Here is a 12,925-nt window from a genome sequence, read left to right as displayed (position 1 = left end):
TAATAAATGGCTACCTACGCATTAACTGGCGGCGCGACAGGTATTGGCGCTGCCATCAAAAATCAACTTTGCGACGCGGGTCATCGCGTTATTGTTGTAGACCTTGCCGACGGTGATGTTTGTGCAGACTTGTCAGATTTGGCCGGCCGGCAAAAAGCCATAGATGGTATTCGAGCATTGGCGCCGGAGGGCTTAGATGGCTTTATTCCCTGTGCGGGTTTGGGGCCATCAGTCAGGCCATTTTCATTGATAGCTAAGGTGAATTTTTTCGCAGCGGTGGCGGTCACGGAAGGGGTGCTAGATTTGCTGCTTAAACGCAAAGGCAGCATTGTGATGATTGCATCTAATTCCGCCGCGATGGTTGGTCATGACGAATTTGTTGATTTAATGCTAGGCGGCCAAGAAGTCGCAGCCTGTGAATTGATTGAAAATAAAGACGGACATAGCGCCTATGCGGGCTCTAAACATGCCTTGAGCTGTTGGCTGCGTCGCAATGCGCCGGATTATGCCCGCCAAGGCGTTCGTCTCAATGCCGTGGCGCCAGGTATTATTGATACCCCCTTAAGCAAAAAAGTGCTTGCCGATAAGGATCTCGGCCAAGTGATGAAAGACTTTGGCGACAGCGTGCCGTTGGGTGCCATTGGCAAACCAGAGCAAATAGCTGACGTGGTGTGTTTTATGTTGAGCGGCAAGGCAAGTTTCATGGCGGGATCTATCGTCTTTGTCGACGGTGGCCACGATGCGATGCTGCGGCCTGATCAGTTTTAACAAAGGCTTATCGCCAGCCTGCCCTCCAGTCGCTTTGTTGGTTTAAGTCTCGCCAGTTAATGTCAAATTCTCGCTTTGTCATTATGGCCTCCATGACGCAGCGCACTACAATGTTGTTTTCGTCGAACTCTAGTTCTTTCACAAGAAAATGTTTTTCTTTATGTTGAGCCGCTACGGCAGTCCATTTACTGTTGAGCAATTTTTTGGGGTTTACTTTCATCATATAAAGAGCTGGTAGTGAGATTGTTTACTCGTGTACGACTATTTGGGCCTAGTCGATGTGATGTTTTAAAATCCTTACTTGGAAAAGCCCAGTCTTAGTTTGATAATGCCGCTTCGCAGACCGTGTTGGTGGCTGCGAAACCGGAGTTGATATGTCCCTGATTTCCCCACTTATTCCTATTATTTTGCCGGTGATTTTGTGCGCCGCTATCGGCGTGTTCTGGGTGCGTTTTCGTCAACCCTTTGATCACGAGTTTGTTCGCCGCATGGTGTTGTGGGTAGGTGCGCCGGCGTTAATTGTAGGTACTTTTGGTAAAACTGTTATATCGACTGAATTACTTCAGCATGTGTTGCTTGCTAGCGTTTGTATGCTGGGTTTTTCTGCACTTTTTGCTGCGCTTGCCTGTGTGGTGCTGCGTATTGAAATGCGTAATTTCTTGGTGCCACTGGTATTTGGCAACTTTGGGAATATGGGTTTGCCGCTGTGTCTATTTGCCTTTGGGGAGGAGGGACTGGCGATTGGCTTGGGTATATTTTTGACGACGACTATCGCGCATTTTTCCTTTGGGGCGGCGGTGTTGAGCGGTAAAGCGATGGTGAAAGGTGTGCTGAGCTCGCCAATCATTTATGCGGGGATTATCGCTTGCCTATTAATTTTTAATGATTGGCATTTGCCGGTCTCCTTGCAAAACACTTTGGGCTTGCTGGGTGGGCTGTCTATTCCGCTGATGTTAATTACCTTAGGGGTGTCCTTAAGTTCTCTCAAACTGCAAGAGGCCAAAAAGTCAGTTGGTTTAGGGGTGTTGAAGCTGATCGTGGGGCTTGCCGGTGGCTTTGCCGCTGTCTACTTTTTGAATCTTGAAGGGCTAGAGCGCAAGGTGGTGTTATTACAGGCGGCAACGCCGGCGGCGGTTTTTAATTATTTGCTGGCAATGCAGTACAAACGTGAGCCTGACGTGGTGGCGGGGATGGTGGTGAGCTCTACCCTAATTAGTTTTATTAGTATTCCAGTACTGCTGTATTTTTTGGGGGTGTAACGCGGCTTTCAGGGGGGGCGAGCGGCAGTTTTGCCACCCGCGGATACATTTAGCGAACGATAATTTTCTTTTTGGCGCGTTTTATTTCTTCTTCTAATCGTTGGTAAATCGCCTGTACGTCAATGTCGCCACCCACAGCCGCACGGCTGGATATTTGGGTCACGGGGAATATCGCCTCGTCCTTAAAGGGAACCTCTAAGGCCCGGCTGCGGCCTAGGCGGTCTGTGTAAATAACCCATTTCAGCTGATGCTCCTTCTGGAGGTAATCTCCCAAAATGATTCCCATCGCCTGTAACAGTCGTGTTTGCTCGCCGTTCACGAGTTTGCGGTCAAGTAGGGTTTGGATCAGGCGAAGGTCATTGTCGCGGCTTTCGCCAAAACTGCGCCCCAATTCGATACGGCTAAGGTCGTTAAGCTCGTTGCGGCTGTCCTCCATATACTTTTCGTCTAGCGGTGTTATGGGGTCTGTGCGCCAAGGATCGGCTATACTCACCGGCGCCAAAATTAGCAGAAGGGCTAGGGCTAGGAAACGCATTGGGTTTTCTCCTGTCTCAACTCGGCAAAACATGGCTTTTTATAGAATATATGACTGCGCTTGGGCCAATTCGTTTCGCGAAAAAGGCTAAGCCTAACTGGTTTACATTGATTTGTCCCTTGAGCTGTGTGGCAGTGGCCAGTACCATTAGCGGCTTGCACCAAATTTGGAGATACCGGCATGATTTCGGGTAGTGTGGTTGCCCTTGTAACCCCGATGCACAGCGATGGCAGTATTGACTGGCAAGCGTTGTCGCGTCTGATCGAATGGCATATTGAGCAGGGAACTGATGGAATCGTCGCAGTGGGTACCACTGGCGAATCCGCGACACTTGCTATGGATGAGCACAAAATGGTCATCAAGGCCTGTGTTGATCAGGTTGCCGGTCGTATAAAGGTGGTTGCAGGTACTGGTGCTAACTCAACCGCTGAGGCGATTGAGCTGACAAAGGTTGCGCGTGAGGTTGGCGCGGATGCCTGCTTGTTGGTAACGCCTTATTACAATAAGCCTACCCAAGAGGGCTTGTATCGGCACTATATGGCGATAGCTGACGCGGTTGATATTCCACAAATTTTATACAATGTGCCGGGGCGTACTGCTTGCGACATGTTGAACTCCACCACTATTCGCTTGGCTGAGCACCGCAATATTATTGCGATTAAAGACGCCACGGGCGATTTGGCACGGGGTAAAGAGTTGATTGATGCTGTGGGCGATAAGCTCGATGTATTGTCAGGCGATGATGCTACCGCAGCTGAGCTGATGCTGCTCGGCGGCAAAGGCAATATTTCGGTCACCGCTAATATTGCTCCCGCTGCAGTGAAGGCAGTATGCCTTGCCGCCATGTCGGGTGATAAAGAAGCGACAGCGGCTGCAGACGCGCCACTTCGTATACTCCACGACCGTTTATTTGTAGAAGCAAATCCAATACCTGTTAAATGGGCTCTATTAGCTATGGGTATGATGGAAGACGGAATTCGCCTGCCCTTGACGGTATTAAGTGAAGCGGCACAACCAAGTGTGACGGAAGCGTTAACGCAAGCGGGATTATTAGACTAGATGAGCACATTTATGCGCAGCACCGGTTTTCGATTAACAGTAATGAGCCTCGGGCTAAGCGTCTTGTCAGGCTGCTTTGGTGGCGATGGCATGTTTCGCGACCGCGGCCAGGATTATCGCCGCGCAAAACTTAGCGCGCCCCTAGAGTTACCACCGGGGGTGCGGTCAGAAACCTTAGATGACCAATATGTTGTGCCTGGCATTCAAACGCATGAAGCACTGCCAGGCAAATTTGAAGCTCAGCGCCCCGAGCCGCTCGCTAAAAACGTGGGTACCGCCGAAGTTAAAATTCAGACTTTGGAAGACCGCAGCTGGATTTTGCTAGACGGTGATCCAAATCAGGTATGGCCGCGGATGCGCGTATTCTTAAGTCGTGCCGGTTTAGATATTGCGAAAGCCGACGGTAAGGCGGCGATTATTGAAACCCAGTGGCGCGATCCAGAGGGTGATGGTGCTAGTCGTGAGCGTTTCCGCTTTCGTTTAGAAGAGGGTGTGCAGCAGGGTACGAGTGAAATTCACGTGCTGGTACAGGTTAATGGTAATGATCAGTGGCCGCAAAAGTCGGATAGCCCCCAGCGCGAATCACAAATGGTGAGGGTTGTAGCCCAGTATTTAGCTGATCGTGAAACAGCGGGTTCAGTTTCTGTTCTTGCTCAACGCTCCGATGGCAAAGGCAAGATATTTATTGAAGGTGGCGACGGTGGTCCAGATAGCCGTCATTTGCGCTTGCAGTTACCCGTCGATCGGGCTTGGGCTGCACTGGGCTTGGCCTTGGTCAAAGCCGGCTTTGAAATCGAAGACGATCGCCGTGAAGTAAATAAATACTGGCTTACCTATGCTGACCCTGAAGAAGAGCAAGCTGGCTGGTTTGCGCGTACCTTTGGCGCACGTCGCAATAATTTAAGCCGCTATGTGGTTGAAATGCGCGAGTTCGGGCCTGAAGAAGCGCGTATTTACCTGAATTATCAAAAAGGTCGTCGCCTGCGTGACGCCGAGCGCGAAAAATTGCTAAACCGCATTATGGGGTATTTGTATTAGTGCGCTTTGCATCTCTGGGTAGCGGCAGTAAAGGCAATGCTACCCTGCTTGAAACTGATCAAAGCTGTGTGCTGATCGACTGCGGATTTACGATTAAAGAAACCGAGCGGCGCATGGCGAGATTAGGTCGCTCACCAACGGATTTGGCCGCCATCCTCGTTACCCACGAACACAGCGACCATATCAAAGGTGTGCTGCCACTGGCTCGAAAATACAAATTGCCGGTGTACTGCAGCTACGGCACCGGCGAATATGGGCAGATCCGGCTGTCTCACCATTGGAAAAATTTAGCGCTGGGTATCGCAATAGATATCGGCGGAATTTCGGTGACGCCAGTAGCCGTCCCTCATGATGCGCGTGAACCCTGTCAATTTGTGTTCAGATACCAAAAAAAAACATTTGGGCTGCTCACGGATTTAGGTAGTATTACGCCCTTCGTTCGGGAGCACTATCGGCGCTGCGACGCCTTGCTTTTAGAATGCAATCACGACGTGACCATGTTGGCCAACGGCCCTTACCCGTACTCATTGAAGCAGCGGGTTGGTGGCGATTGGGGGCATTTGAATAATCAGCAGGCGGCGAGCTTGCTGGCAGAGGCTGAGGTTGGCCATTTGCAGCATGTGGTAATGGCCCACTTGAGCGAGCAGAATAACACCCCCGCTTTGGCGAGGGCGGCAATAGAACCAATGTTGGCAAACAGTGACGCGCTGCTGTCTGCCGATCAAGATGCCGGTTTCGACTGGCTTGAAATAGCGTGATCATCTTGTGCTAATGAGGCAAACCATGGAAAAACGCGAAGAGTTGTATTCCGGCAAGGCAAAATCAGTTTATAAAACTGATGATCCTGACCGTTATATCCTCAATTTCAGAAACGATACCTCGGCCTTTGATGGCTTGCGGGTAGAACAGCTGGATCGCAAGGGCATGGTGAACAATAAGTTCAATGCTTTCATTATGCAGGCACTCCAAGCGGCGGGTATCCCAACCCATTTCGAAAAGCTGCTGTCAGACAACGATGCCCTAGTTAAAAAGCTGGATATGCTGCCCATCGAATGCGTGGTTCGCAATATCGCTGCGGGTTCGATTGTGAAGCGCTTGGGTGTGGAAGAAGGCAAGGAATTAAACCCACCGACCTTTGAAATGTTCCTAAAAAATGACGCGCTGCACGACCCAATGATTAACGAATATCACATCCGTTCATTCGGTTGGGCGAATGATGCGCAGTTAGATCGCATGAAGGAATTGACCTTCAAAGTGAACGAGGTGCTTAAAGCGATGTTCGCTGAGGCGGGCATGTTATTAGTTGATTACAAACTTGAGTTTGGCGTGTTCAGCGACGGTGAAATCCATTTAGGCGATGAATTCTCTCCAGATGGCTGTCGTTTGTGGGATGCGGATACCCGTGAAAAACTCGATAAAGACCGCTTCCGCCAGGGCTTAGGCAATGTGGTTGAGTCCTATGAAATCGTTGGCCGTCGCTTGGGCATAGATTTCGACGCTTGATAGTTGAAAGCCGCCGATCTTAGGATATTGTCATAAAAGCACAGTATCCTAGGGCGCACCCTTCTTAAATGAGCAAATCTAACTCGTTATGACTAGATTACGCCCTCAACATCGCATACCGCTGCTGGCAGTCTTATTGCTCTGCTTAAGCTGGTCTATGTGGTTGCAGGGCAATCATGTACACATTGCCGAACACACGGCGATTGATGCCTGTGTGGTGTGCCATTATGGCGCGGCGGCCTTGCCGTCCACCCCAAACAGCCTCCAGTTGGCGCCTTCGTCTATTGCCCTTGGCACGGTCTCGCCGATTGTCGCCGCGGTGCCGCAGGTCAATTTACGTCCTCCTACACGTGCTCCACCTTTACATCCCCTCGTTTAAAACCCAAAAAATCAGATTTGCTAGTCACGTAAGTTTGCCATTGTGCTGAGCTTAATTGGCTGCGGCGTGGACTCAGATCCATGTACGCGATGGTGAATTTCTGAATCACATAACTTCGGCCGCATCACGCGTCGAAGGCGAGAAATTGATACGCGGGATGTTAGTCATGAAAAAATATTTTTTACCGCCATTGCTGGCCATTGCTGCTGCGCCGGTATTCGCCGCAGACAGTAAGCGTATGGAACATGTATTGGTGACCATGCCAATACATAAAAAGGAAGCGCAAACCGCGCTGCCAGTTACGGTACTGGATGGCGAAGAACTTAAAAGGCAGGCCGCGGCGACGATTGGCGAAACCTTAAATAATTCACCCGGATTGAGCAGTGCAAGTTTTGGCCCCGCCGTAGGGCAGCCGGTTATTCGAGGCCAGCAGGGGCCACGGGTACAAGTATTGCAAAATGGGCTGCCAGCCTTGGATGTGTCAACGAATAGCGCCGATCATGCGGTATCAGTGGAACCGATACTCGCGGACAGTATTGAGATACTGCGGGGGCCTGCGACTATGCTTTACGGCGGTGGTGCTATTGGCGGTGTGATTAATGTGGTGGATGGTCGTATTCCTGCGAAAGCGATAGACGGCGTAAACGGTGTTGCTGAACTTCGCAGTGGCAGTGTTGATGATGGCCGTAGCGGCGTATTTAGGGTCGATGCTGGTGATGGTCGCTGGATGCTGCATATTGATGGCTTGTACCGCGACTGGTCAGAGCCAGATATCCCAGGGTTTGCGATTAATCCGCGCAATGTAGACGATATCGAAGAGAACACCGAGGGTAGTATTGGCAATGCCAGCGGCAGAACCCGCCGTGTGACCGTGGGTAGCAGTTATCATTTTGACGACGGTTATTGGGGGCTGAGTTACACCGAGTTGAGTAATCAGTACGGTATTCCCTCGGGCGTTCACCATCATGAGGAAGATCATGACCACGATCATGACGAGCATGAACACGGAGAACATGAGGAAGAGGGCGTAAGCATCGTTATCGATCAAACGCGCTGGGACATGGCTGGCGATCTACATTTTGATGGGCTTATCGATATTATGCGCTGGCGTATGAGCTACAGCGACTATCAGCATCAAGAAGTGGAATCTAGTGGGGAAGTGGGCACCACCTTTAATAAAGAAGCCTGGGCGGGACGTCTAGAACTGACACACAAACCGTGGGGACCGTGGCACGGTGTGTGGGGCCTGCAGTGGCTCAATGCTGACTTCTCTGCCCTCGGTGAGGAGGCTTTTGTTCCAGAAAATACCACGCGATCTATCGGCTTGTTTTGGCTAGAAGACTACCACGCTAATAAATGGTCGATAGAGGCGGGAATGCGTGTCGATATTGAGCGTTTAGAGATAGCGCACGCCATTAGCGATGATCAGGAGGAGACAAGTTATAGCGCGTCTCTAGCGGGTATATACGATGTAAACGAGATTTGGAGCTTGTCATTGGCATTGTCTGAATCCCAGCGGGCACCCAACGCGGAGGAGCGCTTTTCAAACATTGGCAATGATGAAGACCATTACGTTGTACACGGCGCAACAGGTGCTATTGAGGTGGGTGATGCCGATTTAACGAACGAAAAATCGCGCAATGCAGATTTTATTATTCGGGCTGACTTTGCTGCAGTGACAGCTAAATTGACCTTATTCCACAATCAGTTTACTGATTACATCTACCTAGATAATAGCGGTACCCAAATAGACGAGACCGACGTTCTGCAATACCGTCAGCAAGATGCGGTGTTTGAGGGTGTCGAATATGAGTTGAATTATCGCTATACACCACAAGGCGCAGCGCATTCGTATCAGCTGAGTGTGTTCGGTGATCGAATCAATGCCGAGTTCGATGATGGTGAAGACGTGCCCCGTCTACCGCCGGCTCATGATGGTCTTAGCATCGGGTGGGATTGGCGGAACTGGCAGGCGGATATCAGCTATATTCATGCGCAGGCGCAAAGCCAAGCGGGTTTAAATGAGTCGTCTACTGCTGGATACAATCGTCTTGATGCCAGCGTGTCACGTCGTTTTCAGTTTGCTGGGACTGAATGCTCAATTTCCTTAAAAGGACGAAATCTGGGCGATGAAGAAATACGAAGCAGTTCGTCGTTTATTCGCGATTACGCGCCAGAGGCGGGGAGAAATATCGAACTTGCAATCGGTTTTCAATTTTAATAAATAGCTGAAATTCTGCCTAAACCCGTTAGCGGTGGGCTTTTCCGTATTTAGAAAAGTTTTTAGATTTTTATCGCTATGTGAAAATGTCGCATATTTTATCAATTGCGGAACATTCGCCATCAGTACCTTGTCAGATTAGCTGAATACGGAAGTAAGAGGTGCATTAAATTTGCGTTTTTAAATTCTATTTTCAGCTGTTTAAGGGAGTGAAAGAGCATGAATAAAGATCAGGCCGAGGGTCGTTGGCGTGAATTTACCGCGAAAGTTAAGCAGCAATGGGGCGATCTAACGGACGACGAGGTATTGCAGGCAGAAGGTAATATCGACGCGATCGCAGCTAAAATTCAGCAAAAATACGGTGACTCTAAAGAGGCCGTTGCCACTAAGCTGAATCAACTTATGGAGAAATTTGAAAAATGAAAAATTTACTTAAAGGTATGACGTCTACACAAAGCAATAAGTTACTAGTTGCCTTCTTTTTATTGGCAAGTACCGTATTTGCAGTGAGTGCTTGTGAGAAACAAGGGCCCGCAGAAAAAGCGGGAGAAAGTATCGATCAAAGCATGGAAAGCGCGAAAGATTCCTATAAAGAAGGCGTTGAAGAAGTTAAGGATGAAGTGGATGATCACAGCTAATCCTATTTAAGGTTTAGCCGAAGTGAGCGTGAATTTTATTTTACTCACTTCTTAAAAGCCGGCTGATATGACGCATTTACTGCGATCATCAATCAGTCGGCTTTTTTATTGGGTATACGAAAGCGTCCGCCGTACAATAAGCCATAAATTGTAATGCTATTAGGAGTTTTAGTGCCGTCGTATTCTACCCGTCTTGATCGGTTTATTAGTGCAAATATCGGCGTGAAGCGTGGCGATGTTCGGCTATTGCTGGCGGCTAAGCGGGTGACAGTAGACGGTGTGGTGGCGACTGATATTGCGCAAGCCATTGGTCAATTTTCGCATGTTAGTGTAGATGATAAAGTCTTGCAGGCCACGCGCCCACGTTATTTGATGATGAACAAACCTGCAGGTGTGGTCAGCGCGACAAAAGATGAACACCATACTACGGTGATTGATTTACTCCCTGCCGCTGAGCGCGAAGGACTGCATATTGCTGGGCGCTTAGATTTTAATTCAACGGGCTTATTGCTACTTACCAACGACGGATTGTGGTCGCGTCGTTTGAGTCTGCCGGAGCGTAATATCGCTAAAGTGTATACTGTTACCGTCGCAGAAGTATTACATCGCGATTATATTGAGGCGTTTGCGGCGGGAATGTACTTTGAGTATGAGGGTATCACCACTCGCCCTGTAGAATTAGAAATACTTAGCGATTATGTCGCTAAACTCAGTTTAACTGAGGGGCGTTATCACCAGATCAAGCGTATGTTTGGCCGTTTTCAAAATGAAGTGCTGAGCTTGCATCGCGATGCCGTTGGGCCGCTAAAATTAGACCCGCAGCTACTAGCTGGCCAAAGCCGTCATTTAAGCGCTAATGAGCTGAGCAGTCTGGCTAGAATTTAAAACCCCTGTCGTTGCACTAGCTCTAAAAATCTTATTTTATACGCCACAATTAATATACGCCTGATTTATTTTGGAGCTCACCTCAGCTATGGCTGATTTACCTATTCAATCTGTTATTCCTGATATTCGCTCAGCGCTTGCTACGGGGAATGAGCTGGTCTTAGAGGCGCCGCCAGGGGCGGGTAAAACCACGGGCGTGCCATTGGCATTGCTGGAGGAGTCATGGCTGGGGAGTCAGCGTATCGTCATGTTGGAGCCTCGCCGTATAGCGGCGAAATCTGCTGCGGAACGAATGGCTGAGCTACTGGGTGAGCGTGTTGGCGTCACAGTAGGCTACCGTATGCGCATGGAAACCCTTGTTAGCCAAACGACACGAATTGAGGTGGTGACGGAAGGTGTTCTCACCCGTATGTTGCAGGACGATCCTTCATTGGATGGGATTGGCCTACTGATTTTTGACGAATTCCACGAGCGCAGTCTTGATGCTGATCTTGGCTTAGCCTTAACACTGGAAAGTCGCAAGTTATTTGGCGACTTACGCAATGCTCCGCTGAAGTTATTATTAATGTCGGCCACCTTGGACGGTAGTCGGGTATCGGAATTACTTAATGGCGCGCCAGTGGTGCGTAGCCTTGGTAGGCAATTTCCTGTTGCAATACGTTATGGCGAGGCCTATCGCCCAAACCAATTTTTAATTGAGCGCGTATGCGTTGCCGTTCGCCAAGCTTTAGCCGAAAACTTGGGTAGCATCCTAGTGTTTTTGCCAGGGCAGGCAGAAATACGGCGCTGTTTCGCAGTGCTCTCTGTAGAGTACCCATCGGAATCGGTAATATTTGCGCCGCTATACGGAGATTTAAGTCTTGCCGAGCAGCGCCGCGCAATAGCGCCTAGCCCTTCTGGTGTTCGCAAAGTGGTTTTGGCAACGAGTATCGCTGAGAGCAGTTTAACAATTGATGGTATCAGCGTTGTGGTGGATTGCGGTTTGTCACGGGTGCCGAGTTTTGATCCGAGGACGGGCATGAGTCGCTTGGATACTCGCCGTCTTTCCCGAGCTTCGGCAGATCAGCGTGCAGGTCGCGCGGGACGTTTAAGTGAAGGTGTATGTTATCGGCTGTGGAGCGAAGCGCAGAATAATGAGTTATTGGCGTTTAGCGAGCCGGAAATTGCGCAGGCAGATTTGGCGAGCTTATGTTTGCAAATACTGCGTTGGGGTATTGATGACGCGGCGAAATTACGCTGGATGGATCCACCGCCCGCAGCGGCATTTCAGCAAGCAGTGGATTTGCTTTTAAAATTGGGTGCAGTCACTAAAGTGAATGGGCTGGTGAGCATAACAGCCCATGGCGAGGCGATGGCCGGTCTGCCGGTGCACCCTCGTTTGGCGCATATGTTGTTAAAAGGTCAGGCCCTAGGTAGTGGGGTATTGGCTTGTGAATTGGCGGCAATTTTGAGTGAGCGGAGTTTTGGTCCCAAAGATAATGCAGATATCCAACTGAGATTAGCGATGATGCGTGGAGAGTTCCATGTCGATCGCCAATCTCAGGGCCTTGTCGCAAGGCTTAAAAAGCAGCAACAGCAATTTTTGCGGCTATTGTCTAAGCATGGCGGCTCAGATAAAACGACGCTTGAGTTTGATGTTGATGTTGATGTTGATGTTGATGCTGGTGTGCTGCTGGCTTTTGCGTATCCTGACCGCATTGCAAAGCAGCGTCGTGAGCGTGGCAGCGACTATGTTTTAAGTAATGGCCGCGCTGCGAGTTTACAGATAGCGGATGGCCTGAATTATTCGCTGTATCTTGTTGCTGCTTCTCTTGGTGGCGTGGCGGGGAATCGTAGCGATAGCATTTATTTGGCCGCCGCACTAGACAGCCGTCATTTTGAAGGGGCCTTGGCTGATATGGTGACGACCCAATGTCATGCAGAGTGGGATGAGACCAAGGGGCGTTTTATTGCTGAGCGGCGCTATAGTCTTGGTGCTATCGTCTTGAAAAGTGAAACGCTCCGTGATGTGTCGGCGGAAGAGCAGCGCGCAGCCTTGCTAGACTTTGTACGCAGGCGCGGTTTAGGCGTTTTCGAATGGTCCGAGCTAGTTCAGCAGTGGCGTGCGCGGGTGAGTTTATTGGGCCGTATTGATTGTGCGCCGGGAAATTGGCCAGATGTTAGCGACGAGGGCCTACTCGCCACATTAGATGTGTGGTTGTCACCGTATCTTGATGGCGTAAATTCATTGCAAGGAATTAAGCGCCTAGATTTAAGCCGTATATTGGCTTCCTTATTGGATTGGCCTCAGCAGCAGGCCTTGAACGCTTTGGCGCCGGAGTCTTTTGTTGTTCCCTCAGGATCAGCCAGAAAAATAGATTACTGCCAGTCACCGCCTGTGTTGGCGGTGAAGTTGCAGGAAATGTTTGGTTGCCAGGACACCCCTACGATAGCTAACGGCAGACAAGCTTTGACGGTGCATCTATTGTCTCCAGCGCGTAGACCCTTGCAGGTAACCCAAGATCTTGCGGGTTTTTGGCGAGGCAGTTATCAGGACGTTAAAAAGGAAATGAAGGGGCGCTATCCAAAACATCCCTGGCCTGATGATCCGACAACCGCTGTTGCCACAGCCCGTCTAAAACCTAAGCCGACCTAAAATGG

14 protein-coding genes are annotated in these 12,925 nt (G+C 49.8%); 12 read left to right on the top strand and 2 right to left on the bottom strand.

Annotation, left to right across the window (positions count from 1 at the left end; translation table 11 throughout):
* The first annotated feature begins 6 nt into the window (after nucleotides 1-6).
* On the top strand, nucleotides 7-768 hold the full coding sequence (locus C0068_RS09750) for an SDR family oxidoreductase (RefSeq protein ID WP_103684314.1): 762 nt from the start codon (nucleotides 7-9) through the stop codon (nucleotides 766-768).
* Between the two features lie 7 nt (nucleotides 769-775).
* Here the strand turns inward: C0068_RS09750 and C0068_RS09745 are convergent, their stop codons facing one another.
* Nucleotides 776-988 (bottom strand): TIGR02450 family Trp-rich protein, encoded by a 213-nt coding sequence (locus C0068_RS09745; RefSeq protein WP_233208791.1) that lies wholly within the window; start codon nucleotides 986-988, stop codon nucleotides 776-778.
* A gap of 154 nt (nucleotides 989-1,142) precedes the next feature.
* Between C0068_RS09745 and C0068_RS09740 the strand changes: the two genes are divergently transcribed.
* The gene (locus C0068_RS09740; protein WP_103684312.1) at nucleotides 1,143-2,027 is read left to right on the top strand and encodes an AEC family transporter; all 885 of its coding nucleotides are present in this window, start codon (nucleotides 1,143-1,145) and stop codon (nucleotides 2,025-2,027) included.
* A 49-nt stretch (nucleotides 2,028-2,076) separates the two neighbouring features.
* Here the strand turns inward: C0068_RS09740 and C0068_RS09735 are convergent, their stop codons facing one another.
* Entirely contained in the window at nucleotides 2,077-2,562 is a 486-nt protein-coding gene (locus C0068_RS09735; protein WP_158249969.1) for a DUF3806 domain-containing protein, read from the bottom strand.
* Between the two features lie 180 nt (nucleotides 2,563-2,742).
* On the opposite strand from C0068_RS09735, the gene dapA reads away from it, so the two are divergent.
* The 10 genes from dapA (at nucleotide 2,743) to hrpB (ending at nucleotide 12,920) form a co-directional block, all read left to right on the top strand.
* A complete protein-coding gene (dapA, locus tag C0068_RS09730; RefSeq protein ID WP_103684310.1) occupies nucleotides 2,743-3,621 on the top strand; it encodes a 4-hydroxy-tetrahydrodipicolinate synthase in 879 nt (292 codons plus the stop codon).
* Nucleotides 3,622-4,659 (top strand): NlpB/DapX family lipoprotein, encoded by a 1,038-nt coding sequence (locus C0068_RS09725; protein ID WP_103684309.1) that lies wholly within the window; start codon nucleotides 3,622-3,624, stop codon nucleotides 4,657-4,659. It begins immediately after the preceding gene.
* Nucleotides 4,659-5,417, top strand: a complete 759-nt coding sequence (locus tag C0068_RS09720; RefSeq protein ID WP_103684308.1) for an MBL fold metallo-hydrolase — start codon at nucleotides 4,659-4,661, stop codon at nucleotides 5,415-5,417. The genes C0068_RS09725 and C0068_RS09720 overlap by 1 nt, the downstream gene beginning before the upstream one ends.
* Before the next feature lie 25 nt (nucleotides 5,418-5,442).
* Nucleotides 5,443-6,162 carry a phosphoribosylaminoimidazolesuccinocarboxamide synthase gene (purC, locus tag C0068_RS09715; protein WP_103684307.1) on the top strand — a complete coding sequence of 240 codons (720 nt, stop codon included), beginning with the start codon at nucleotides 5,443-5,445 and terminating at the stop codon, nucleotides 6,160-6,162.
* A gap of 88 nt (nucleotides 6,163-6,250) precedes the next feature.
* Nucleotides 6,251-6,541, top strand: coding sequence for a hypothetical protein (locus tag C0068_RS19450; RefSeq protein WP_146047868.1), 291 nt, complete (start codon nucleotides 6,251-6,253; stop codon nucleotides 6,539-6,541).
* 166 nt (nucleotides 6,542-6,707) lie between these two features.
* Entirely contained in the window at nucleotides 6,708-8,762 is a 2,055-nt protein-coding gene (locus C0068_RS09710; RefSeq protein WP_158249968.1) for a TonB-dependent receptor, read from the top strand.
* Between the two features lie 219 nt (nucleotides 8,763-8,981).
* A complete protein-coding gene (locus C0068_RS09705) occupies nucleotides 8,982-9,185 on the top strand; it encodes a CsbD family protein (protein ID WP_103684305.1) in 204 nt (67 codons plus the stop codon).
* Nucleotides 9,182-9,400, top strand: coding sequence for a hypothetical protein (locus tag C0068_RS09700; protein WP_103684304.1), 219 nt, complete (start codon nucleotides 9,182-9,184; stop codon nucleotides 9,398-9,400). The genes C0068_RS09705 and C0068_RS09700 overlap by 4 nt, the downstream gene beginning before the upstream one ends.
* A 171-nt stretch (nucleotides 9,401-9,571) precedes the next feature.
* A complete protein-coding gene (locus C0068_RS09695; protein ID WP_103684303.1) occupies nucleotides 9,572-10,285 on the top strand; it encodes a pseudouridine synthase in 714 nt (237 codons plus the stop codon).
* Nucleotides 10,286-10,373: 88 nt separating this feature from the next.
* On the top strand, nucleotides 10,374-12,920 hold the full coding sequence (gene hrpB / locus C0068_RS09690; protein ID WP_103684302.1) for an ATP-dependent helicase HrpB: 2,547 nt from the start codon (nucleotides 10,374-10,376) through the stop codon (nucleotides 12,918-12,920).
* The last annotated feature ends 5 nt before the right edge of the window (nucleotides 12,921-12,925 follow it).

The organism is Zhongshania marina, from assembly GCF_002915595.1.
GTDB classification, from domain to species: Bacteria; Pseudomonadota; Gammaproteobacteria; order Pseudomonadales; family Spongiibacteraceae; genus Spongiibacter; species Spongiibacter marinus_B.
The sequence above is the reverse complement of the archived record's forward strand: the minus strand, read 5'-3'. Positions and strand labels throughout refer to the sequence as shown.

What these genes read in the sequence shown, in the direction of transcription:
- C0068_RS09750 (WP_103684314.1), top strand. Translation starts at nt 7, where the DNA reads ATGGCTACCTACGCATTAACTGGCGGCGCGACAGGTATTGGCGCTGCC.
- C0068_RS09745 (WP_233208791.1), bottom strand. Translation starts at nt 988, where the DNA reads ATGAAAGTAAACCCCAAAAAATTGCTCAACAGTAAATGGACTGCCGTA.
- C0068_RS09740 (WP_103684312.1), top strand. Translation starts at nt 1,143, where the DNA reads ATGTCCCTGATTTCCCCACTTATTCCTATTATTTTGCCGGTGATTTTG.
- C0068_RS09735 (WP_158249969.1), bottom strand. Translation starts at nt 2,562, where the DNA reads ATGCGTTTCCTAGCCCTAGCCCTTCTGCTAATTTTGGCGCCGGTGAGT.
- dapA (WP_103684310.1), top strand. Translation starts at nt 2,743, where the DNA reads ATGATTTCGGGTAGTGTGGTTGCCCTTGTAACCCCGATGCACAGCGAT.
- C0068_RS09725 (WP_103684309.1), top strand. Translation starts at nt 3,622, where the DNA reads ATGAGCACATTTATGCGCAGCACCGGTTTTCGATTAACAGTAATGAGC.
- purC (WP_103684307.1), top strand. Translation starts at nt 5,443, where the DNA reads ATGGAAAAACGCGAAGAGTTGTATTCCGGCAAGGCAAAATCAGTTTAT.
- C0068_RS19450 (WP_146047868.1), top strand. Translation starts at nt 6,251, where the DNA reads ATGACTAGATTACGCCCTCAACATCGCATACCGCTGCTGGCAGTCTTA.
- C0068_RS09710 (WP_158249968.1), top strand. Translation starts at nt 6,708, where the DNA reads ATGAAAAAATATTTTTTACCGCCATTGCTGGCCATTGCTGCTGCGCCG.
- C0068_RS09705 (WP_103684305.1), top strand. Translation starts at nt 8,982, where the DNA reads ATGAATAAAGATCAGGCCGAGGGTCGTTGGCGTGAATTTACCGCGAAA.
- C0068_RS09700 (WP_103684304.1), top strand. Translation starts at nt 9,182, where the DNA reads ATGAAAAATTTACTTAAAGGTATGACGTCTACACAAAGCAATAAGTTA.
- hrpB (WP_103684302.1), top strand. Translation starts at nt 10,374, where the DNA reads ATGGCTGATTTACCTATTCAATCTGTTATTCCTGATATTCGCTCAGCG.